Source organism: Trichococcus sp. (genome assembly GCF_049684335.1).
Lineage (GTDB): Bacteria > Bacillota > Bacilli > Lactobacillales > Aerococcaceae > Trichococcus.
Genome location: NZ_JBAVFV010000043.1, coordinates 21,043 through 43,364, shown reverse-complemented (window position 1 = coordinate 43,364; position 22,322 = coordinate 21,043). Strand labels below are relative to the sequence as shown.

Sequence of the window (22,322 nt, the reverse complement as noted above, 5' to 3'; positions counted from 1 at the left end):
TCGGATATCTGTCTGTCATTCGAGAATTTTTCTTGTGGTCGGTGTCGATTTGTCGGATGTCTGTCTGCATTCGACAAATCCACCTATAATCGAGCCAAATTTGTCGGATGTCCCCCTACTATTCGGAAATTTTCCGGGTCTGCGGCTGATCCAGATGCTTTCCCCGGCACACCCGTCCCCATCGGCACTATTATGCTTATTCCTTCACGTATTGGAATGTGTTTTCGCCAAGGAACTCGATCATCAAATCATCGATCGTACCGTCCTCTTCCAATTGCAGGAAGGCTTCATCATATGCGTCAGCCAGTTCCTGCTGTTCTTTGTTGAACAACGGCCAAGTTGGCAGCGCTTCGTAGACAAAGTAAGAGAAGTCATCCTTATATTGGCTGTACGGCGCGCCTTCTGCCAGTACATTTACTTCATAAGCGGTCTTGACGGCGAAGTAGCCATCATAGCGCCCTTCCAACAACCATGTATAGGCATCGGCGATTTCGAATACATCAGCCGCAGTCAATTCGATTGGTGTATCCGGATGTTCCGCATTGAAGTCCTCGATCACGTTGTACTGGGCATTGTTCGGCGAAATCGGAACCAGGCTCTTGCCCGCAGCCGCAAAGGACTCCAAGTCGGTGATTTCTTCGGCATCTTCCGAACGGATCAGCACCCCGATACTGCTGGCACCGATATAATTCTCAGGGAATATAAATTTCTGGGCGCGTTCCTCTGTGTACCAAGCGCCTTTGGTTCCGACATCGTACTTGCCGGATTCGATTCCGATCAGCAGATCCTCGTCGGATGTCGGCACATATTCGAATTCATACTGCGGCAACAGCTCGTCGATGGCTTTCAAAACGCTGACTTCATAGCCGGTGGATTCGCCGTTCTCATCCACATAATTCATCGGTGCTGAACTTTGCGTATGCGCGACTGTCACTGTTGTCACTTCCACCGTCTCAGCTACGGAACTGCTTGTTGCCTCACTCGTCGTTTCCGCATCCGTCTGGCCGCATCCGGCCAAAAATGCCGCTCCCAATAAACTTACTGTCGTCAATAATCTTCTTCTCTTCATATAATTTGCTCCTCCTGTATGTTTCCGATTTGTTTAATGGTTCGTTGCGTTTATGGTTGTCGCGCTCACTTTTTGGGCGGCAGCGTTGATGCGTTGATAAAAATCCGGGTTGGCTTCCAATGAAATTGCGCAGCCCGGTGCAAATACGATGCCCGTATCGCCTGTTTCGGCGAGGACGTCCGCCAATCGATCGACCAGCAAGTCCTCGACTTTCTGGGCATTGTCCGAAAATGTCAGATCAGTTTTCGGTGAGATACCGCCGATCAGCAGCTTGTCAGTCAACGCCCGCAGCTTCCGGAAACTCAACCGGGTTGGGTCTTCAGCGTGATCGCTGCCGTCTTCCCAGTTGATGGCCTGGACATCGTAATCAATAAAACGTTCCACAGCCAGATCGACATGCCCATGTGCATGCAGGATATTGAACCAGGTGCGGTCGTTGATGTATGCCAACAGGTCATCCGTATAAGGCTTGGCGAAAGCTGCGTAGTCCGCTTCGGAAATATCGCCGCGTTGGCTGTATTGCTCGGCGATGAAGAAACCGTCCACGCCGGCAGCGATCAATTCATCCACAAATACCTTATTGGAGGCATGCAGCACATCGAGGGCTGCCTTCAATTCCTCACGGTGGTTTTCCAGAAAATCTGCGATTGGGCTTTCTTCAGGTCCGTCGACGATATGCGCAATCGAATCGTTACCCGGTGCAAATTGCTTCACCCATGACAAAGGCGAGAACACGGTGCCGACGACCACTTTTTCGCCTCGATAATGATTCACGATTTCCTTGGCAAAAGCGGCTTCGCGTTGGAGAACAGAGTTATCGGCTTGCAACGGCTTCAAGCGCGTCAAATCTTCCGCGTTCCGGATCAGATACTCCAGGATTTTGCCTGCCCATTCCTTCGCATCCTTCGAGAATTCGATAGGAGTTCCGTAGGATTCAGCGAAGAATTGCCCTTGTGACATCAGCTTGATCAGATCCCAATCGTTCTCATCCGTGAAGGCGATCGTCGCTGCGGCAAATGCCTCGACGTCCCGATCGACCAATGGCATGTGGCGCCAACCCGAGATGGCCGGTCTGTCCAAAGGTTGCTTTGCGAGTGCTGCTTCTATTCTTTTTCTTCCATTAAATGTTTCTGTCATGTTGTGCGTCCTCCTGTTCGATTGGTGTCCATGTCTGCGTTTCCTGCGACCGGTAGGCAGCGTCAAGAATGCGCAATGCCGTTATCCCCTGTTCCGCTGTCACAAAAGGGATGGTGTCCTGTTCGATGCTTTCGACAAACTTGTCGACGATTGGTGTCAATGGTTCTACGTACAAGCCGTCCTGCGACGGATCATCCAAGTATGTCTTTTCCCCGTTCTTCCGGTAGATTGCCACCGGGTGCCCGTCCGCATAAGTAACGGCAGTAGCCTTTTCTCCGTAGATGACGGTCTGCCTTTCGTTCGAATAATCGAACCAGTGGGTCAGCAAGGTCCCTTGGATGCCTGAGCGATGTTGGAGTTGCAGTACCGCGTAATCCTCATAAGGAACCGGGCTTCCGTCCTCCAACTGCTTGCCTTGCGTCATGGTGTGAGCCAATACTGCGATGACGGGATCTTCACTGAACAAGTAGTTCAACAAGTCAATGCGGTGGACGCCCACTTGAGCCAAAGCCCCGTTCGTATGGCCGATGCGGTCGTAGAAATCAGGGAATGCCGTACCCCAACCGTCATTTTCCTGGCCTTGGTTGGCCAATGTCGTCCGGTAAGCATGGACCCTTCCGAGTGTACCTTCCGCCAGTAATTTTTTCAGCAGCTGATGTGCGGGATAAAGCCGTTGGTTATGGATGATCATCAGCTTTTTGCCCGTTTTTTCGGCTGCCTGCTGCATTCGTTCTGCCTCGGCCACCGAATCCGCCATTGGCTTTTCACACAGCACATGCTTACCTGCTTCAAGTGCAGCGATGGTGATGGGGCTGTGCGATTGTTCGTTCGTAGCAACGATGACGGCATCGACCGTTCCGTCATCCCAGATTTCCTCAAGGTTTCGGTAGACTTTTCCGCCGTACTTCTTTTGGAAAGCTTCTGCTTTGGCAATCGTTCGGTTATAGAATCCAATCAGATCGACTTTTTCGTTTTTGTGGCTTAGAGGGGCGTGCCTCTGTTTCGAAACATCCCCGCAACCGATAATGACAACCCCGACCATAGGACCCCTCCTTTCTTTGCCTTCCGATTCTTCGGAAGACGGCTGTTTTAGTTATGTGCTTGATTCTATCACGGCTGCTCTTTTAAAAATAATACCGATTGTCTATCAGGGTTGACCGCCTGTGCCGAACACCGGCACAGGCGGTCAATTCAATTATGCCGAGGGAGTCGCTTGTTTGCGGTTCTTGCCCGACACGCCTGCAGCTGTTTCTCGGACCAAGGCCAAACGCTCTAGTTCGATTTCTGGATTGACTGTGCAGTCCGCTCCGATGATAACGCCTGTATCGCCGATTTCATGGATGAGGTCGGCGGTGAACTGGGCGATGTCCGTTTCGTTTCCTGCATCCAACAGCGTACCGGCGTTATTGTCGAAGCCGCCGATCACCGCTTTGTTCCCGAAGAAATCTTTGCCTTCCTTCAGGCTGATTTTTTCAGTGTGGACCGCCCAGTTGTAGGCTTTTGCTTCATAGTCCCGGTAGTACGACAAATTGTTTTGATTATGCTCATAGCCGCAGATGTGCAGGATGTTGTAGTCGCTGACTGCGTTCGCCGCCCCCAATACATCCAATTCACTCGGCGCGATATAGGTGTGGTAGGCTTCTTTTGTGGCTGCACTTGTTTGGACATTCTGCACGCTCAAGTAGATGCCGTCCGCACCTGCCTCTTCGATGACTTTCCTTGTCAGAAGCGCCACGTCCTTGGCGATTTCATTAGCCGCATAAGCGAGAGCGCCCGGGTCCGTCTCAAAGAAACGGGTGAATTTTTCGGGATCCTTATCCCACGCTTCGAAGGCAATCCGGATATAGTTTGCTGGCGAAAAGATATTATAGAAGGTTGCGATTTCGCCGTTGAAGGATTCCTTGATTTGTTTGACCGTCTTGACCTGCTCCGTTATCCAAGGGTGGTTCGGCCCCACAGCCTTGACGTTGTATAAGTCATCCGCATGCTCGATTTTTTTTTCCAAAAGGCTCGGATGCCCGAAGAAGCCGTCGCTCATAATTTTCACGAAATCCGGGTTGAAGGCATCATAGAAATCCTTGTGCCCGTCGATCACTCGATCCAAAACCAATCTGTCCTCCAAACCACGGAATTGATCATCACCGAAAACAAAGTGAAACCAAAAGCCAACCGGCACACGCTCCGTTTCTTTGTTGTCGAAAGCGTCAAAAATCAATTTTCTTCTGTTATTGTCTGTCATATATTTTCCTCCTAAAGTGTAAATAAAAAGTCGCCCTCCCTGGATCGATTCCAGAAAGGACGACGGTTAGATCGCGTTACCACCTTGCTTCATGACAATCTTACGACTGCCATCTCAATCAGTACAGAGGGATTCATCGCCTCCGATACTGCTGCCTGTCTAACGGGGGCATCCGGACGCGCCTGAAGGAAACTCCCTGTCAGCGCATCAACTCTGAGGCCATTTTTCCTGTGCTGCCGTCCGCTCTTTTCCACCGACCAAGAGCTCTCTGAAGGACTATCCAACAAGTACTTTCCTCTTCTTTGCTTTTTTCTGTATGGCTTTGATTCATAGACACAGTCTATCACCGCAGCCACGGCCTGAAAAGCACACGATTCCGAACAGGGTTGACAGGGAAAACCGAACAGTGGGGGCGTGGCTTGGGTAAAAGGCAATCTTTGTCATTCCTGAAAAAAACTCCCGTCCCTTCAGGTTCACCTGAAAGGGCGGGAGTTTCTCTTTATATCACTTCATCATTCTGCGACATAGGCCGTACGGAAGTACATAGGAATACCGACCGGTTGTATTTGGACATCTTTCAAAGAAGGATCAACCAAGTTTGCGTTGGCTCCCTGATAAATCGGCGCTGCCGCAGCATCTTCGGTCAGCAATAATTTCTCGGCAGCCAGCAAAGCTCCCCAACGTTTTTCCGGATCGTTTGCGTATGCACCTCTTGTGTCGGCAAGCAATGCATCGTATTCCTCATTGGCGTAATTGGAGCTATTCATAGCATTCGTCGATTCGTACATGTCCAAGAAGGCAATCGGATCCGCATAGCTAGGAGTTGAGGTACCGTAGGCAATGTCGTATTCACCATTGGCAGTAGCTTCCAGACGACTCTTCAAAGGAACATTCCGGATTGTGACGGTCAGTCCAGGCAGATTTTTTTGCCACTCAGCCTGCAGGAATTCAGAAGTCGTCTTGGAGGTATCGGCATCGGATGTCAACAGTTCGATTTCCAATGTCTCAATGCCCAATTCGGCTTTGGCAAGTTCCCATTCTGCTTGGGCAGCTTCAATATCAGTCACGCTCAAGTCTCCATTTTCTGCACGGAAATCTTCTTCCGTCTCCGGATTATAGGCATAGTTTGAAGGAACGTGGCCGTTTAAAGGAACAGATCCGTCATTCAGGACCGTTTCAACATATGCCTCCTTGTCGAAAGACTGCGACAAGGCTTTTCTCAAATGAACATTTCCCGTACTTGTTCGATCTTGATTGAACCACAGATAGCCGACCAAAGCTTTAGGTTCAGTGACCAAAGCGTCGGAGCCTTCATATTGTTCTATATGCGGGTTACCGATTTGGGTAAATTGTACATCGCCTGATTCAAAAAGATTGACGTTCGTCGCTACATCCTTCGTGACTTCCCAATTGATCTGGTCGAGTTGCACATTTTCAACATCCCAATATGCTTCATTCGGAACAAATGACCAGTTTAGGTCTGTGCCTTCCCAGCCTTCCACGATGAAAGGCCCGTTGTAGACGGTATTTTCACTGTTCGTTCCGTACTTGCTGTCCAATTCGGTAGCCACTGTATGGTTCTGAGGAAGGTAAGCTACCATCCCTAAGAGTTCCTTGAAATAAGTGGTAGGATACGCCAAAGTGAATTTAACTGTTTTTTCATCGATGGCTTCCACACCTAATTCCGTTTTATCCACTGTACCGCCATTGATCGCTTGGGCATTCTTCAAGACATAAAACTTGTTTACATTTGGAGAGCCGGTATTCGCATCCACAATTTTTTGATAGGTATAAACAAAATCCTCCGCCGTAACCGGATCTCCGTTGGACCAGTTCGCATCCTCCTTGATCTTAAAAGTATATTCCAGACCGTCCTCGCTGACGCTTGGTTCCTCGGAAGCAACCCCAAGTTCCAATGCGCCATCAGCACCGATACGATACAAGCCTTCAATAGCGTTCCCGATGACGACCATACTCGATATATCAGGAGCCAAGGCGTTATCCAAAGTTCCCAATTCACCGCTGTTCGTCACGGTGATGACCTGTTCCACTTCCGCTTTCGCCGTGGAGTTACTTGCAGCATCACTTCCTGCACTTTCAGCTCCTCCTGTCGAGCAACCTGCAAGTACCAAACTAATAGCCAATGTTGTTGAAAACAACCATTTTTCTCTTCTCATATCGTTCCCCCTGGGCACTTTTTCGCATTATATTATATCCAATTAATTATTCGTATTTACATTTGTGTTTGTTTATCATAACATCTATCTAAATTTTGTGATAATCTGGATTATCGATCACTGTTGATAGGCAAAAACGTTCAACGATTTGCTTGGGTTGGTTATGGATCGATAAACCATGAATAAAGTTCAAGTATTCATCTTTTCGAGTGTCTGGCATATGAAAAAGATGAATAAAATTTATTAATCCATCTTTTTGAGCCGCCGCCGGACGAAAAACATGAATACCGGCCAGTTATCCATGTTTACGCGCAAAAAAGGCGACCGACCCGACCTCGGCCCCGACCGTTTTATCCCCACGCAACAAAAAGCCCTCCCAGCGAAGCGCTGAAAGGACAGAAATTTCTAATTTATTATAGCTTGCCTTGCTCATTCAGTTTGCCCAGGAAATACGGCATCTGGACGCGCCACCATTCCCAGTCGTGGTGGACGTTCTCGCCCCAGAAATCAATCCAGGCGGGGATGTTCTTGAAGCGCATCACTTCTTCAATCTTGCGTGTGTCTTTAATGCTGACTTCTTCCCAGTTGCCTTGGCCGGTCGCGACGATGATGTTGCCGGAACGGTATTTGTCCAAGAACCAGCCGTCGTTCAGATTCCAAAGGTAATCGATCGGGGAATTTTCGTAAACGTTGCGGTCATGGTAGTCCCCGAAGAAATAACGGACATCGTAAAGGCCGCTCAAGGCGATGACGCTGTCGAAAACGTCCGGATGGCGCAGGTAAAAGTTCAGGCTGTGATAGCCGCCCATGCTGCAGCCGGTAGTAATCATCGGTCCCTGATGGTTCGTCTGATGCTTGATGTGCGGCACCAGTTCTTCGATGATGTAGCGGTCATAGCGTTCGTGCATGTTGGCGCGGTCGTACGGACTTTTCCATTCACACAGCCAAGATTCGTTGTCCATGCTGTCCGGTGTATAAAACTGCACTAAGCCTTGGTCGATGAACCATTGGCAGGCTTCGATCATGCCGAAGTCCGCGTATTCGTTGTGGCTGCCTCCGGATGATGGGAAGACGATGATCGGTTTACCCGCATGTCCATAGCGATTGAAACGCATCTCACGGTTCAAGTGACCGCTCCATTGTGATGAATATTCTACGTGCATTTTATTTCCCCCAGTCTATTCGGTTATGGAAATCATATGGATAATGTCCATCAGTTCTTGATATTCTGCCGCACGGATGACATAACCAAAATCACCCATGATAGCCGCAAAAATTCCCGGCATTTCTTCAAACAGGACCACGTTGCCTCCGTAACGGGCGATCACTTCCTCATGCGTGAAGCGGTAAGGATGGACGCCCTTGCGGCTGACGTAGCAGCAGTAGTAAGGCGTGTTCATCTGCGCCGTGAAATTGCCGGTCGCAACCAGATTTCCATAAGCTGCATACAGATCGACATCATTTGCCCAGTTCCACATGTCCATCGTATGCCCGCCAGGCGGACGCAGGTTGGCTTCCAGGGCAACAAGGCTGCCATCAGGTAAACGGAAAAACTCAAAATGGAAGAAACGCTCGCGGACATTGAAGGCTTGAACGAGCTGGATTCCGACTTCGCGCAGATCACCCGGCATATTGCGGTCCACATAGTAGAACATATCCGCATTCTTTTCAACGATTTCCAACACTGCTTTTTCGTAAACAAGCGTGGCATCGAAAAGGATATTCCCTGCGGCATCGGTCAGACCGTCATATGTGACGATCTTGCCGTCGATGAATTCCTCCAAAATATAGGACTCATATGGATTCTTCACATGGAAAAAGTGCCCGAGCTCTTCTTCGGAACGGATCTTGTGCGTATCCGCCGCACCTACACCGGAATCAGGCTTGATGCAGACCGGAAATCCGTATTCGTGGCATAATCCGAGAGCATCATGATAATCGCCGATGACACGCCCACGCGCTACCCGGATGCCGATTTCTCTGAATTTTTCTTTCATGGCAGACTTCAGTTTTACGAAGGCCATATCCTCGTTTTTGAAGCCGAAGACGTTGAAATCGGTGCGCAGACGCGCATCCTGCGCCAGCCAGTATTCGTTGTGCGATTCGATGCGGTCCATCTTGCCGTGCTTGTAAGTCAAGTAAGCCACCGCACGCAGCATTTCGTCATAATTTTCCATATCATTGACGCGATAATATTCGGTCAGGCTCTCGCGCAAGTCAGCATCCAACATCTCAAACGGCTCGCTAGCGACACCGAAGACATTCACGCCCGCACGCTTCAGACCGACTGCGAAATTCTTGAAATTACTGGGAAAATGGGGAGAGATAAAAACGTAATTCATGGGGTTCCCTTCTTTCTTCCGATGATTAGATTATAATGAGAATGTACCATTATGACGGCCTATTTACAAGCGTTTTTCAGTTGGAAAGGGAAAATATTGATACAATAGAGGAACTATTCTGATCAACTAAGACCGCTAAAATCCAGCACCTCGAAAGGCATGCACAGCACACACAACTGGCTTGCACCAAAAAGCCCCTGCCCTCACGCAATTAAGGCGCGAGGGCAGGGGCTTTCTTTACTTGCAGTCACTTCGAGGTCCTGCAAGACACTCTTTATTTATTTTTTGACCAACTCAAGCGGAGAAGCGATGTACGCATCTACTTCCTTGCCGGCAAAGAAATCAAAGGCTGCTTGTAAAGCCAATCTGCCCATTTCTTCAGGTTGTTGTGCGACTGTCGCACTCATTTTTCCTTCTTCAACGGCATTCATGCCATCTTCCGTTCCGTCAAATCCAACCACTTGGATTTTCCCTGTCAAACCGGCAGCTTCGATGGCTTCAATGGCACCCAATGCCATTTCATCATTTTGAGCAAATACCGCTTGGATATCCGCATGTGCCTGCAGCATGTTTTCCATAACCGTCAGTCCTTCAGCGCGGTCAAAATTGGCTGTTTGGCTGTCCAACAGATTCAATGCCTCCTCAGCGATTTTCGCAAAGCCTTCTCCTCTTTCACGGGTTGCAGAAGCACCAGGAACGCCTTCCAATTGGACTGTGTTGGCTCCTTCTCCTGATAATTCGACAATGTATTGCGCAGCCAACTCTCCTCCGGCTGCATTATCTGAGGCAACCAAGGTAACTACTTCTCCGCCGTCGCTGGAACGATCGATTGTAATGACAGGGATGCCTGCGCTGTTTGCGGCTTCCACAGCAGGAGCAATCGCAGCCGAATCAACCGGATTGATCAGCAATACATCGACTCCCTGCTGGATAAGGTCATCCACATCATTCGTCTGTTTTGCCGTATCATCCTGGGCATCGACACTGATGATTTTCGTGCCATTTTCTTCCGCTAGTCCAGTGATACCGGCTTCCAGTGAAACAAAGAACGGATTATTCAAAGTTGAAATAGAGGCTCCCACAACCAATTCGGAAGCTTCCTTCTCTTCCACAGCAACACTTTCTGCGTTGTCGCCTTCCAATGTAGCGCCTCCGCATCCAGCCAACAGTAACAAAGAAGCAGCAGTCAATCCCAATAATTTTTTCATTTTTATTCCTCCTATTTTTTGTTCTTACGATCCAATAAAACAGCGATGATGATGACAACCCCTTTAACCACTTGCTGATAGAAACTTGATACGCCCAACAGGTTCAAACCGTTGTTCAGCGTACCGATAATCAATGCTCCGATCAATGTCCCCACCAATCTTCCGCGTCCTCCGGATAGACTTGTTCCGCCTAGAACAACGGATGCGATTGCGTCCATTTCATAGGCATTACCGGCAGTCGGTTGAGCAGAGTTCAAACGTGAAGTGATGATGATACCGGCGACTGCAGCCATCAGTCCGGAAATGGAATAGATGGCAATTTTTATGCGGTCGCTCTTGATGCCGGCAATGAAAGCGGCCTTCTCATTCCCACCAAGCGCAAAGGTCTTTCTGCCGAATGTCATTTTATGCAAAAGTACATACAATACTCCGAAGAAGAGCAGCATCACAACTACGGGGAAAGGAATGCCGAAAAGATAACCTCGGCCCATGTATTTGAATATGAAGCTGTCTCCGATACCGGTGATTGGATTCCCATCTGTGTACACTAAAGTAAGTCCGCGATAGATCGTCATCGTTGCAAGCGTCGCAATGAATGGCGCCATCTTCCCTTTTGTGATCATTACACCATTGCAGGCTCCCAAAAAGGCACCAAGCACCAAGCCCACTCCCATCGCAAGGACAGGATTCAGACCGGAAGCGATCAGGCCCGCCATCAAAGCACTGCTGAGCGCAAGCGTTGAACCTACAGAAAGGTCAATCCCACCCGTGATGATGACAAAGGTCATACCGAAAGCGATAAGTGCATTTGTGGAAACTTGTCTCAAAAGGTTCAGGAGATTGGTGGGTGACATGAAGCTCGGGTTCATGATGGTGACAAATATGACCAGCACAACTAATGCGAGCAAAGGCCCCAATTTATTCAGCCTTTTTTTTGCTGGTCCCTTTTCTTTGTTACTTTTTAAGGTTTGTATTCCTAGATTCATTTACATTACCCCCGTTGCTAATTTCATGATTTTCTCTTCTGTCGCCTCTCCACGCTGCAGCTCACCGGATATTTTTCCTTCATGGACAACTACAATGCGATCACTGACACCAAGTACCTCAGGCAAATCACTTGAAACCATGATGATTGCAACGCCTCTGTCAGCAAGTTCGTTCATTAATTGATAGATTTCGCGTTTGGCACCTACATCCACACCGCGCGTCGGTTCGTCCAAAATCAAAACTTTGGAGCCGATGCCGATCCATTTGGCCAAAACGACTTTCTGTTGGTTCCCTCCGGATAATCCGGACACGATATCGTCGCTCCCTTCGGATTTGACCTGCAAACGTTGCATCAGCAGTTCAACAAAAGCCTTCTCGGCTTGTGTGTCGATCAGCCCATTCTTGCGGAAACCGTCTATTGAAGGAAGGCTGATGTTTTCACTGATGGAATAATCAAGAATCAAGCCTTCTTCTTTCCGGTTCTCCGTCAAGAAACCTATGCCTTGCCGAATGGCATCATTTGGATTCGAAATGGTTATTTTCTTGTCTTCAAGATACATTTCACCTCCGTAAAGCGGATCGATCCCAAAGATGCTCCGCATGATTTCAGTCCGTCCTGCTCCCATAAGTCCCGAAAAACCAACGATTTCCCCTGCTTTCACTTGGAAGGACACATCCTGGAATTTCCGTTCAGATGAAAGTTTCTTTGCTTCGAAAACGATAGGTCCGATTTTGGAGGTCTTCGCCGGATAATAATCAGCGAGGTCCCTGCCGACCATTTTACGCACCACTTCATCGTTGCTAGTATCAGCTGTCCGCTTCGTGTCAACGGATACACCGTCACGCATGACCGTGATGCGGTCACTGATTTTGAAAATTTCTTCCATCCTGTGGGAAATATAGATGATGGCCACATTCTTTTGCTTCAGGTTCTGGATAATCCTGAACAATACCTCGATTTCCCTTTCCGTCAGGGCTGCTGTAGGTTCGTCCATAATGATCACTTCGCCGTCGGAAAGTAAGGACTTCGCTATTTCGATCATCTGTTGCTGCCCTACCGACAAGTTCTTCACTTCTTCATCCAGATCCAAGGTTACCCCCAGCTCACGGAACGTCTCAGTGGCAAGCGCTCTCATTTTCTTGTTGTCGATCCATCCGATAGCGTTTTGGATTTCATTTCCCAAAAATAAATTTTCGACTACCGTCATTTCCGGCCACGTGTTCATTTCTTGATGAATAAAGCTCAACCCGAATTTCTCCGCTTCCTTAGGGCTATCAAATTGCTTTGGGGTACCATCAATCAAGATTTCTCCTGCATCCGGCTTATGAAGTCCAGTCAAAATATTCATCAGGGTCGATTTGCCGGCCCCATTTTCCCCCATCAAGGCATGCACTTCTCCCGCTTTGATGGTGAAGTCAACTCCCCTCAACACGTAGTTGGTGCCAAAGCTTTTCGTGATTCCTTTCATCACAACTTCCATTTCTTTCCCTCCTAAAATAGGACCCCTGATTGCAGTATGATATTGGAATAAGGTGTCGCTTCCCCTGTGCGGATAATGGCTTTAGCATCACCCGTCATTTCCTTAAAGGTCTCATGAGTGACGAAGGCAACCTCAACGCCCGCCAACCGCTCCATAGTCCGCTCGAATTGGTCCGGATTCTGCTCCTTTATCTCCTCAGCCAAAAATACTTTTTCCACTTCCATCTCTTCCATCAGCAGCTCCAGAATCGTCTGAAAGGCAGGCTCGTGCAAACGTATGGATAAATCGATCTTTTTGACGCCTTCCGGTATCGGCAGGCCCGCATCACCGATCACAACTTTATCTGTGTGTCCCAAATCCGCCAAAACTTTTGCAATATCACTATTCAAGATTCCATGTTTTTTCATAATGTTCATTCTCCTTCAGTTCAGCTAGTGTCGGCATGCCGCCTTGCGCTCCAAATTTCTGTACGGATAATGCCGCTGCCAGATTTCCGAGTTGCAGACTGGCTTCGATATCCAATCCTGATGCGATGCCTACCGCAAATGCACCATTAAACGTGTCTCCCGCTCCGGTAGTGTCCACTGGTCCGACAACATATGCCGGAACGTTCCGCTCAACTGAGCCATCATGGTAACAAACGCCTTTAGAGCCTAGTGTCACAATGAGTTTTCCAGGGTATTTCTTGATTCCTTCCGAAAGGGATAATTCAGGAAACATAATTTTGTATTCGCTCTCATTCGGTGTCATGAAGGTAACTTTCTCCAATAAAGCTTCATCCACTTTTCTTGCGGGTGCAGGGTTGTAGAGCACTTTTACACCTTTCTCATAGCACAGTCCGATAACGGCTTCGACAATCTCCTGCGGCACCTCATTCTGGATAACCATCAGCTCGACTTTCTCCAGTTCTGTTTCCAGGTGTTGCAGCCGTGCGCTTTCGAATGCGTTGTTCGCACCCGGGATATAGATGATCGCGTTATCGCCGTCGACAATCGTGATGTGGGCTGATCCTGAAGGCAAATGTGTAACCCGTTCCACATTTCTTGCATCAATCCCATTTCGTTTCAAATTTTCAATCAGTTCCGTACCGAACAGGTCATTGCCTACAGTCCCTACCATCGAAACGTGTCCGCCCAAGCGTGCACTGGCAACTGCTTGGTTAGCGCCTTTCCCTCCGAATGTGGTTCTGAAGTCCTTCCCTGTAATGGTCTCCCCGGTTTCAGGGCGTCTGTCGGCTGTGACGACAAAATCAGTTGAAATGCTTCCTAACACCATAATATTACCCATTTTCAATCTTCTCCCTCAATGATTCTCTTATTTTTAACGTTACAGGCAATTGTATTCTTTTTTTCGGAATGATTTTGTTTTCGATATGTCTGCAAAGAAGATCTGCAGCTTGATAGCCTATTTCATAAGCTGGTTGCGCAATTGTGGAAAGCCCAGGAAACATCAGTGCGGCGAATGGCATATCGTCATAGCCGATGATCTGAAGTTCCTCAGGGATACGGATTCCTCTTTTGATAGCTTCCTTCATGACTGCCAATGCGTACACGTCATTGGAAGCAATCACGCTGTCCGCATGAGGAAATTGATCCAAAAAATGCTGCGCAGTTTTTTCCGCCGAATCAAATTGATATGTATCAGTTTGGTACAGTTGGTAAGGAATATTTTTTTCGTTCAATACCTTCAGATTTCCGGAAAGCCGGTCATGTGAGCTTGGCACATCTTTCGGCCCAACCATGATAACGACATGTTTTGCTTGTCTCTCGCTGATGGCTTGCGCCGCCAATTCACCACCGTGAAAATCGTCGGTATGAACAGCAAATTCGATATCCTCACTGACCCGATCCAACAACACATATGGCATGCCATGGAATTCTTTTGTGCTCCCTTGTACTGCGGACAGTACTCCCGCCACATTATTCTGCGCGAAAATTTTTAAGTACTCCTTTTCCTTATCCAGATCGCCTTGAACATTCCCCAAGATGAGGCTGTAGCCAAGTTCATTTATCTTATCTTCCACACCTTTAGCAACCAATGGGAAGAATGGGTTTGCGATATCCGGCAGCAGCAACCCGATCAGCTTGGATTTTTTTTGGTAGAGCGAGCGCGCCACTTCATTCGGTGAAAAATCCAATAGCTTGATTGCTTTTTCGACCTTTTCGCGTGAAGCCTTCCCTACATATCCGCTGTTGTTCATGAATCTTGAAACGGTTGCGACGGATACACCCGCCAGTTCTGCCACTTCCTTGATAGTCGCCATTCTCCTTCACCTCCATCAGCCGTAAATGTGTAACCGATTACACAAACAATATAGCACGACTTGAAATCGTTTGCAACCCCTAGTTGTAAAAAGTTTATGCCTGTTAAAAAAGGAGATCAGTTCGCCTACAAGAGTCGCATCGCAACCCCGCTAAGGAAAAATTGTCGAATAGACTCCAACTATTCGACAATCTCATCCTATACAGTTTTTTTCAGGTGCAGAATCGGTGAATACAGCGATTTACTCCGTATAAGCCCCCGCAATCCTGATATCGCTCAAAAGGCAAAAAGCCAATCTCCAAAAGAGACCAGCTTTTTGCATTTTTTAAATGAATTTCAATACAAAATACAGAACAAAGATACCCGTCAATCCATACATCATTTTTGACACAGCTTGCCGATCACCCGAAAACACTTTGATGAACGTGTACAGAATAAATCCCCAGCCGATACCATCCGCGATGTTGAACGTCAACACCATCAGCAGCACCATCAGAATAGCCGGAAAATATTCCGTGAAATCATCAAAATTGATGCCTTTCAGATTGTTGGCAGCCAACAGTGACCCCACAATAATGAGCAAAGCCGAGATGACCGCAAGCGGGATAAGGGCAATGAAGGGGATCAACACAATGGTGAACAGAAAATAAACGCCCACCATAAAGGAAGTCAATCCGCTCCTACCTCCCACAGCGATGCCCGTTGCGCCTTCCGCACTCGTGCAGGTAGAGCTGCATCCCAATAAACCAGCAATCATCACTGACAACGCATTTGATTCCAGCGTTCGTTTCAGCACTTTAGGCTGTTCGGATGTCAAAAAACTGACCTGCGTCCCTAAATTCTGAAAAACGACCAAAATCAAGAGCGAAAATACGGCCACCCAATAGTCCATCGACAGAACACTCGAAAAATCAAGTTGGAAGATAAACGGCTCCAAAGAACGCAGGTCGATAAAAGAATAGGAAAATGAGCCGATGTCCGTTACCCCTAAAGCAATGGAAATGAGAACACCGAAAATAATCGTCAATAAAAAATTGCCTTTTACATTTCTGACGAACAAAATCAATCCGACCAGAAGTGTTGCCAACAGCGTCAACGGCACCGGTTGAAAAATATTATTCAGTGCCACGATCGTACCCTCTGATGATACGATGATTCCGCCGTTCTTCAAGCCAAGGAATATCAAGAAAAAACCGACTCCCGCACTCATCCCTTTGATCAAGGTCACCGGGATGGAGCGAAGGAGTTGATCGACCACATTGAAATGCGTCAACAGGAAGAAGAGCAAACCGACGATAAAGATAATCGATAAGCTTTCTTGCCAAGTAAACGCAAAGGCACCAACCAAGATATAGGTGAAGAACGCATTGTCGCTCATTCCTGGGGCCAGTATCAAAGGGGAATTGGCATACAGACCCATCATAATGTTACTGATGGCCGTTGTCAGTATCGTCGCAATCACAACAGAATTATAATCCATGCCTGCTTGAGACAAAATCAGCGCATTGACAGCCACAATATACACAATAGAGAAGAAGGAAGTCGCACTCGCCAACATTTCGGTTCGTAAGGAACTTCCTTTCTCTTTCACATGAAACAGTTCTTGCAATAGCTCCATCATCTCACGCTCGCGTCATAATGGACACCCAGCGCTTTTGGTCCCCGCGTTTTTCTTCCTGTGAAGATAAGCGCCAATAAGGTCACGATGTATGGCAACATATAGAAGAATTCAGTCGGGATGGCACTCGAAAAGTCCAAGATTTGGATTTGGTCCTTGATGGCTTGTGCGAATCCAAAAAGTAACGCGCCCATCATGACGCCGTATGGGTTCCAGCGTCCCAGAATGACTGCCGCAATCGCGATAAAACCTTGCCCCGCAATCGTATTGAACGAAAAGTTTCCGTTTGTCGTCAAGACAATGGTCGCTCCTCCCAAAGAAGAGATCGAACCACTGAGCATCACAGCCCAGAATTTAATTTTCATGACGTTGATCCCGGCAGTGTCGATGGATCCAGGATTTTCGCCGACCCCTCTCAGACGTAAGCCTGCAGGTGTGCGGAAGAAGTAAAAGCCGGTGGCAAAGACCATAAGGAAGGCCAAATAGGTTGTAGGATAGGAATGGAATAGAGCATCACCAATGAACGGTATGTCGGATAATACCGGTATGTTCACTTTTTCGAACATATTCCGTAAGCGTGGTGTATCTGCCGCCCCATCAAACAACAATTTCACCAAGAAAAAGGTGAAGTTCGCTGCCAACAGGTTGACGACCACCCCGCTGATGACATGATCAGCCTTGTATTTCAGTGTCGCCAGCGCATGCATCGCTGAGAACAAAGAAGTGAACACAAAGGCTGATAACAACCCTATCCATGGACTGAACCCGCCCATTCCCATCGATTCGGCGAAGTTGGCGCCGATAGCGGAGAAGAAAGCCCCAGAAATCATGAATCCTTCCACCCCTAAGTTGGTGACGCCGGCCCGCTCGCTGAGCATCCCGCCGAGCGCACCGAACAACAGTGCTGTAGCAAAAATCAAACTGCCGCTTATAATATTGGCTACCATCTATTTCGCCTCCTCTTTATGCAATGGTTTCTTTGGCAATACTGCTTTGACGATTCCGGGTGCTGCCACAAAGAAAATAATCAGCGATATCACAATACCAATGATTTCGCTCGGCACGCCCGCACCGAACTGCATCCCTTGAGAACCGTAATTCAAAGCCCCGATCAGGATCCCGGACAAGGTAGTTCCCAACGCGGAATTCCCGCCAAGCAACGCAATGGCCACACCATCGAAGCCTATACCGCTTGTGGAGGAACTGATTGCGACATATCCATAAACACCCAGCGTATCCAAAGTACCGATCAATCCACCCAAAGCCCCTGAAAGGAACATCGTGCGTGTCAGGATGCGGTTCACGCGGATGCCGGCATAGAAAGCTGCATTCGGATTCAAGCCCACGACTTTGGTTTCATATCCCCAGCGGGTCTTCTCAAAGAAGAAGTAGAAAGCAAAGATGATGAATGGGACCAGAAAGAATCCCCAATGGATCCGCGCGCCATCAAACACTTCGTTCAAGGAAGGGAACGTGATGCCAGCAGATTCTTTGATCATGGCAGAACGTGCCGTTCCTTCCTGCGCCGCGAAATTCTTGATCAAAATATGGCTGAAATACAAAGCGATATAGTTCAGCATGATCGAGCTGATGACCTCATTGATCCCAAATTTGGTCTTGAGACCCGCAACCAAAACGCCCCATAATCCACCCGCAACGACACCGACAAAGATTGCCACAATTCCGTGCAAAATAGGCGGCATCTCGATAAGCGTCCCGACCAAAAGGGAACTGACGGCACCCATAATGATCTGACCATCCACCCCGAGGTTGAATACACCAGCTTTATTGGCCACTGCAACAGCAAGGCCACTTAAAAGCAGCGGAATGATGGCACGAATCGTTTCCCCGATATCATAAACCGAGCCGAATACTTTTGTAACCAACGACTGATAGGCAACCAACGGATTGTACCCACCGATGACCATCACGATTGCTCCGATAACGAGTGCAATCAGTACAGCGATGATCGGAACCATTACATTACTGTTTTTTGTCTTTTTTTTCACTTTTCCCATGGTATCATTCCTCACCCGATCCTTTACCAGCCATCATCAGACCCAGCTCTCTGTCGTTAGTTGTCTCTGGTTTTGTTTCCCCAACGATTTTACCGTCGAAGATGATTGCTATCCGGTCTGACAAGGTCAAAATTTCCTCCAATTCGAAAGAAACTAATAAGATAGCGACTCCTTTGTCACGCAAACGCACGATTTGGCGATGGATAAAATCGATGGCGCCTATGTCCAAACCTCTTGTCGGCTGCACGATGATAAGGAGTTTCGGGTCGCGGCTGATTTCCCTCGACAGGATGACTTTTTGTTGATTACCGCCGGACATGCCCCGCACAACCGTATATTCATTTTCAGCACGGATATCATAGTTTTGCATCGCTTCACGCGCTTCTTCATACATCTGTACTTTGTCCAGTTTGATTCCTTGGTTATGCTTGCTCTTGTAATATTCGATCAAGATCAGGTTTTCGGCTATGTCGTTATCCAAAACAAGGCCATGTTTATGTCTGTCGGCCGGCACATAACTCACACCGGATTCATAAATTTCACGCGTGGATTTATCTTTGGTGGAAATACCATTGATAAGGACATCGCCCTCATCGAATGCGCGCATTTTAACGATCGCTTCCACTAACTCACTCTGCCCATTCCCGTCCACCCCAGCGATTCCCAAAATTTCGCCGGCCGCAACAGTCAGATTAATGTCATCAAGAATACGCTTTTTACTGGCACTGAACGAGGTAAGGTGCTTGATTTCCAATACGGTCGCTTGTGGATTGTATGCTGCTTTCTCGATTTCACGGGAAAGATTCTTTCCGACCATCAACTCGGCAAGCTGTTCTTCATTCGTTTCAGCCACATCCACGCTGGCGATGAATTTCCCTTTGCGGATGACGGTGCATTTGTCGGCTACTTTCATGATTTCATTCAATTTGTGGGTGATCAGAATGATGGACTTGCCTTCTGCCACTAATTTTTTCATTATCTGGAGCAGTTCCCCAATTTCATCGGGGGTCAATACCGCAGTCGGTTCATCAAAAATCAACAGATTGGCACCGCGATAAAGGCATTTCAAGATTTCAACTTTTTGTTGCATACCCACGGGCAAATCCTCGATTTTACTGGTCGGATTCACCTTCAATCCGTATTTCGTGGAGATATCACTGACTTCCTTCACCGCCGCCTTCATATTAATCCGGATTCCGTCCTTTGGTTCCATCCCTAAAATGATGTTTTCGGTCACGGTAAAATTTTCGATCAGTTTAAAATGTTGATGGACCATCCCGATGCCGAGGTGAATGGCATGATTCGGATTCTCAATCTTCGTTTTATTTTCATAAACGGATATGGCACCGCCATCTGGTTGATACATCCCAAACACCACATTCATCAAAGTGGATTTTCCAGCCCCATTTTCACCAAGCAGAGCGTGGATTTCTCCACGTCCTACTGTCAGTGAAATATCATCATTAGCGACAAAGTCCCCAAATTTCTTTGTGATGTGCTTCAATTCCAATACTTTCTCGACCTTCGTTTGATTCATCATAGTATTCTCCTTACGGCTGTTCAGGCACTGTGATTTCTTCAGAAATGATTTTTTCCTTATAGCTTTCCACTACATCCAGTACTTCTTTTGGCACATTGATATCGGAAGTATCAGCCAAACCGACGCCATTTTCAGCCAATCCTAGACGCACCACCTGTCCACCCGGGAATTCCCCGTCGGCTGCTTGTTTGGATATTTTATAGACTGCATTGTCGACATTTTTGATCATGGATGTCAACGTTACATCATTCCCAAATTCCAAGGACTGATCTTTATCGACACCGATGACCCAAACTTTTTCACCAGCTTTGAAGCGTTCTTGTGCTTCGTTGAAAATGCCGTTTCCAGTTCCGCCTGCAGCATGGAAGATGACGTCCACACCATCGTTGTACATGGTGGAGGCAGCGGATTTCCCGATATCCACACGGTTGAATACCCCCGCATAGTTAACAACAATTTGCGCATCCGGATTGATTTCACGGACTCCGGCTTCAAAACCGGCTTGGAAGCGTTGGATAACAGGGATTTCCATTCCACCGATAAATCCGATCTTATCCGTTTCAGACATACTCGCTGCAACAACCCCCGCCAGGAATGCCCCTTCATTCTCCTTGAATGAAATCGATACAATATTGTCGATCCCTTCGATATCGGCATCGACGATTCCCAACTTGGCATCGGGATTGTTTTTGGCTATGTTTGTAACGGCATCCGCTAACGTTGCTGCCGTTGCCCATGTCAAGTCCGTGCCGCTGTTGACGAATTGCAGCAAGCTCGGTTCCACTTCCGCATCGGATTGTGGTTCAAGATATTTCACATCGTAGCCGAAGTCTGCTTGTAATTTTTGCAATCCTTCCCAGGCGCTTTGGTTGAAGGACTTGTCATTCACACTGCCCATATCCGTTACCATTCCGACTTTAAACTCTTTCCCGGCAGTTGTGCCGCTTTCGCTGCTGTCGCTTGAGCCGCCGTTTCCGCAGGCCGCTAACAGGGTTGTTGCCAATAAAGAAAGACCAATCGTTCTAACTGTAAATTTTTTCATCTGAATCACTCCTATGATTTTTTTATTTTAGCTCCGCCAAAAAACTTTTTCCGTGTTCGGCTTGTGGCACATCAAAATTATCCGCGATGGTTGCGGAAATATCCGCAAAATGATGGGCTGTGGTCAATTCTCCTGCTTGAACCAATTGCTTCGAGTAAACCAGCAACGGTACATATTCACGCGTGTGATCCGTTCCTGGTGCTGTCGGATCGTTTCCATGATCTGCCGTAATGATCAATAAGTCATCTTCGGCCATTTGATCAAGTATTTCCGGCATTCGTGCATCAAATGCCATCAATGCTTCCCCATATCCTTGAACATCCCGGCGATGCCCGTAAAGCGCATCGAAGTCAACCAAGTTTGTAAATGAAAGCCCTTCGAACGTTTCATCCATAACCTTCAGCAACTGGTCCACGCCGTCCATATTGCTCTTTGTCCGGATGGCCTCGGTGATGCCTTGGCCATTGAAGATGTCGTTGATTTTCCCGACAGCGATGACGTCTTTCCCATTGTCTTTCAGCTGATCCAACACGGTCTTCCCGAATGGGTTCAGTGCATAATCATGTCGGTTAGCCGTTCTTTGAAAGGAACCGGGTTCGCCGATGTAGGGCCGTGCGATGATCCGGCCGATCATATAGGGATCATCTTTTGTGATTTGGCGCGTATATTCGCAGATATCATACAGTTCATCCAATGGGATGATACCCTCATGTGCTGCGATTTGAAGGACAGGGTCAGCGGATGTGTAGACGATCAATGCTCCCGTCTCCATTTGTTCCGGTCCCAGCTCATCCAGGATGGCTGTTCCCGAAGCCGGTTTGTTGCCGATAATTTCCCTTCCTGAGTAGGACGATATTTTTTCCAACAGTTCCTCGGGGAAGCCATCCGGGAATACCCTGAAGGGCGTATCGATCTGCAGGCCCGCAATTTCCCAATGGCCTGTCATCGTGTCTTTTCCTGCACTCTTTTCAGCCAGCTTTGTCCAATAGGCTTTGCTTGGGTTCACCTTTTCTATCCCTTTTATGTCTGCGATATTGCCTAACCCCAAGCTTTCGAGATGGGGCAGTCGCAATGCCAGATTCTCGGCAATGTGGCCTATGGTGTGTGCTCCGCTATCATGAAAAACTGCCGAATCCGGTGCCTCCCCGATCCCAACAGAGTCCAATACGATCAAATGTATTCGTTTACTTTTCACGATATCC

At 47.8% G+C, this 22,322-nt stretch carries 19 protein-coding genes and 1 other annotated feature; all 19 genes read right to left on the bottom strand.

The features are described from left to right. Positions 1 to 196: 196 nt before the first annotated feature. Positions 197 to 1,069, bottom strand: coding sequence for a transporter substrate-binding domain-containing protein (locus tag WBM30_RS07550; protein WP_424900124.1), 873 nt, complete (start codon positions 1,067 to 1,069; stop codon positions 197 to 199). 33 nt (positions 1,070 to 1,102) lie between these two features. After that, positions 1,103 to 2,206: a uroporphyrinogen decarboxylase family protein gene (locus WBM30_RS07545; protein WP_424900123.1), complete on the bottom strand. Its 1,104-nt coding sequence runs from the start codon at positions 2,204 to 2,206 to the stop codon at positions 1,103 to 1,105. After that, positions 2,190 to 3,248 (bottom strand): Gfo/Idh/MocA family protein, encoded by a 1,059-nt coding sequence (locus WBM30_RS07540; RefSeq protein ID WP_424900122.1) that lies wholly within the window; start codon positions 3,246 to 3,248, stop codon positions 2,190 to 2,192. Before WBM30_RS07540 ends, WBM30_RS07545 begins: the two co-directional genes overlap by 17 nt. A gap of 153 nt (positions 3,249 to 3,401) precedes the next feature. Next, complete coding sequence (locus WBM30_RS07535) at positions 3,402 to 4,445, bottom strand: uroporphyrinogen decarboxylase family protein (RefSeq protein ID WP_424900121.1); 1,044 nt, start codon at positions 4,443 to 4,445, stop codon at positions 3,402 to 3,404. Positions 4,446 to 4,497: 52 nt separating this feature from the next. Further along, positions 4,498 to 4,757, bottom strand: a binding site (T-box leader). Positions 4,758 to 4,957: 200 nt separating this feature from the next. After that, positions 4,958 to 6,622 carry a peptide ABC transporter substrate-binding protein gene (locus WBM30_RS07530; protein ID WP_424900120.1) on the bottom strand — a complete coding sequence of 555 codons (1,665 nt, stop codon included), beginning with the start codon at positions 6,620 to 6,622 and terminating at the stop codon, positions 4,958 to 4,960. Between the two features lie 413 nt (positions 6,623 to 7,035). After that, the gene (locus tag WBM30_RS07525) at positions 7,036 to 7,785 is read right to left on the bottom strand and encodes an esterase family protein (RefSeq protein ID WP_424900119.1); all 750 of its coding nucleotides are present in this window, start codon (positions 7,783 to 7,785) and stop codon (positions 7,036 to 7,038) included. A gap of 15 nt (positions 7,786 to 7,800) precedes the next feature. Next, positions 7,801 to 8,964 (bottom strand): ATP-grasp domain-containing protein, encoded by a 1,164-nt coding sequence (locus WBM30_RS07520; protein WP_424900118.1) that lies wholly within the window; start codon positions 8,962 to 8,964, stop codon positions 7,801 to 7,803. A gap of 278 nt (positions 8,965 to 9,242) precedes the next feature. After that, positions 9,243 to 10,172: a substrate-binding domain-containing protein gene (locus WBM30_RS07515; protein ID WP_424900117.1), complete on the bottom strand. Its 930-nt coding sequence runs from the start codon at positions 10,170 to 10,172 to the stop codon at positions 9,243 to 9,245. An 11-nt stretch (positions 10,173 to 10,183) separates the two neighbouring features. Further along, entirely contained in the window at positions 10,184 to 11,158 is a 975-nt protein-coding gene (locus WBM30_RS07510) for an ABC transporter permease (protein WP_424900116.1), read from the bottom strand. Further along, positions 11,159 to 12,640 (bottom strand): sugar ABC transporter ATP-binding protein, encoded by a 1,482-nt coding sequence (locus WBM30_RS07505; RefSeq protein WP_424900115.1) that lies wholly within the window; start codon positions 12,638 to 12,640, stop codon positions 11,159 to 11,161. A gap of 11 nt (positions 12,641 to 12,651) precedes the next feature. Further along, positions 12,652 to 13,047: a D-ribose pyranase gene (gene rbsD, locus WBM30_RS07500; protein ID WP_086629881.1), complete on the bottom strand. Its 396-nt coding sequence runs from the start codon at positions 13,045 to 13,047 to the stop codon at positions 12,652 to 12,654. Beyond that, the gene (rbsK, locus tag WBM30_RS07495; RefSeq protein WP_424900114.1) at positions 13,022 to 13,927 is read right to left on the bottom strand and encodes a ribokinase; all 906 of its coding nucleotides are present in this window, start codon (positions 13,925 to 13,927) and stop codon (positions 13,022 to 13,024) included. Before rbsK ends, rbsD begins: the two co-directional genes overlap by 26 nt. Continuing rightward, positions 13,920 to 14,903, bottom strand: a complete 984-nt coding sequence (locus WBM30_RS07490; RefSeq protein WP_424900113.1) for a LacI family DNA-binding transcriptional regulator — start codon at positions 14,901 to 14,903, stop codon at positions 13,920 to 13,922. The genes rbsK and WBM30_RS07490 overlap by 8 nt, the downstream gene beginning before the upstream one ends. A gap of 324 nt (positions 14,904 to 15,227) precedes the next feature. Then, positions 15,228 to 16,523, bottom strand: a complete 1,296-nt coding sequence (locus tag WBM30_RS07485) for an NCS2 family permease (protein WP_424900112.1) — start codon at positions 16,521 to 16,523, stop codon at positions 15,228 to 15,230. Then, positions 16,520 to 17,467, bottom strand: coding sequence for an ABC transporter permease (locus WBM30_RS07480; RefSeq protein ID WP_424900111.1), 948 nt, complete (start codon positions 17,465 to 17,467; stop codon positions 16,520 to 16,522). Before WBM30_RS07480 ends, WBM30_RS07485 begins: the two co-directional genes overlap by 4 nt. Beyond that, a complete protein-coding gene (locus tag WBM30_RS07475; RefSeq protein ID WP_424900110.1) occupies positions 17,468 to 18,538 on the bottom strand; it encodes an ABC transporter permease in 1,071 nt (356 codons plus the stop codon). A 4-nt stretch (positions 18,539 to 18,542) separates the two neighbouring features. After that, the gene (locus tag WBM30_RS07470) at positions 18,543 to 20,075 is read right to left on the bottom strand and encodes an ABC transporter ATP-binding protein (protein WP_424900109.1); all 1,533 of its coding nucleotides are present in this window, start codon (positions 20,073 to 20,075) and stop codon (positions 18,543 to 18,545) included. A 13-nt stretch (positions 20,076 to 20,088) separates the two neighbouring features. Further along, positions 20,089 to 21,120: a BMP family lipoprotein gene (locus WBM30_RS07465; RefSeq protein ID WP_424900108.1), complete on the bottom strand. Its 1,032-nt coding sequence runs from the start codon at positions 21,118 to 21,120 to the stop codon at positions 20,089 to 20,091. A 22-nt stretch (positions 21,121 to 21,142) separates the two neighbouring features. Then, on the bottom strand, positions 21,143 to 22,315 hold the full coding sequence (deoB, locus tag WBM30_RS07460; protein WP_424900107.1) for a phosphopentomutase: 1,173 nt from the start codon (positions 22,313 to 22,315) through the stop codon (positions 21,143 to 21,145). Positions 22,316 to 22,322 lie beyond the last annotated feature (7 nt).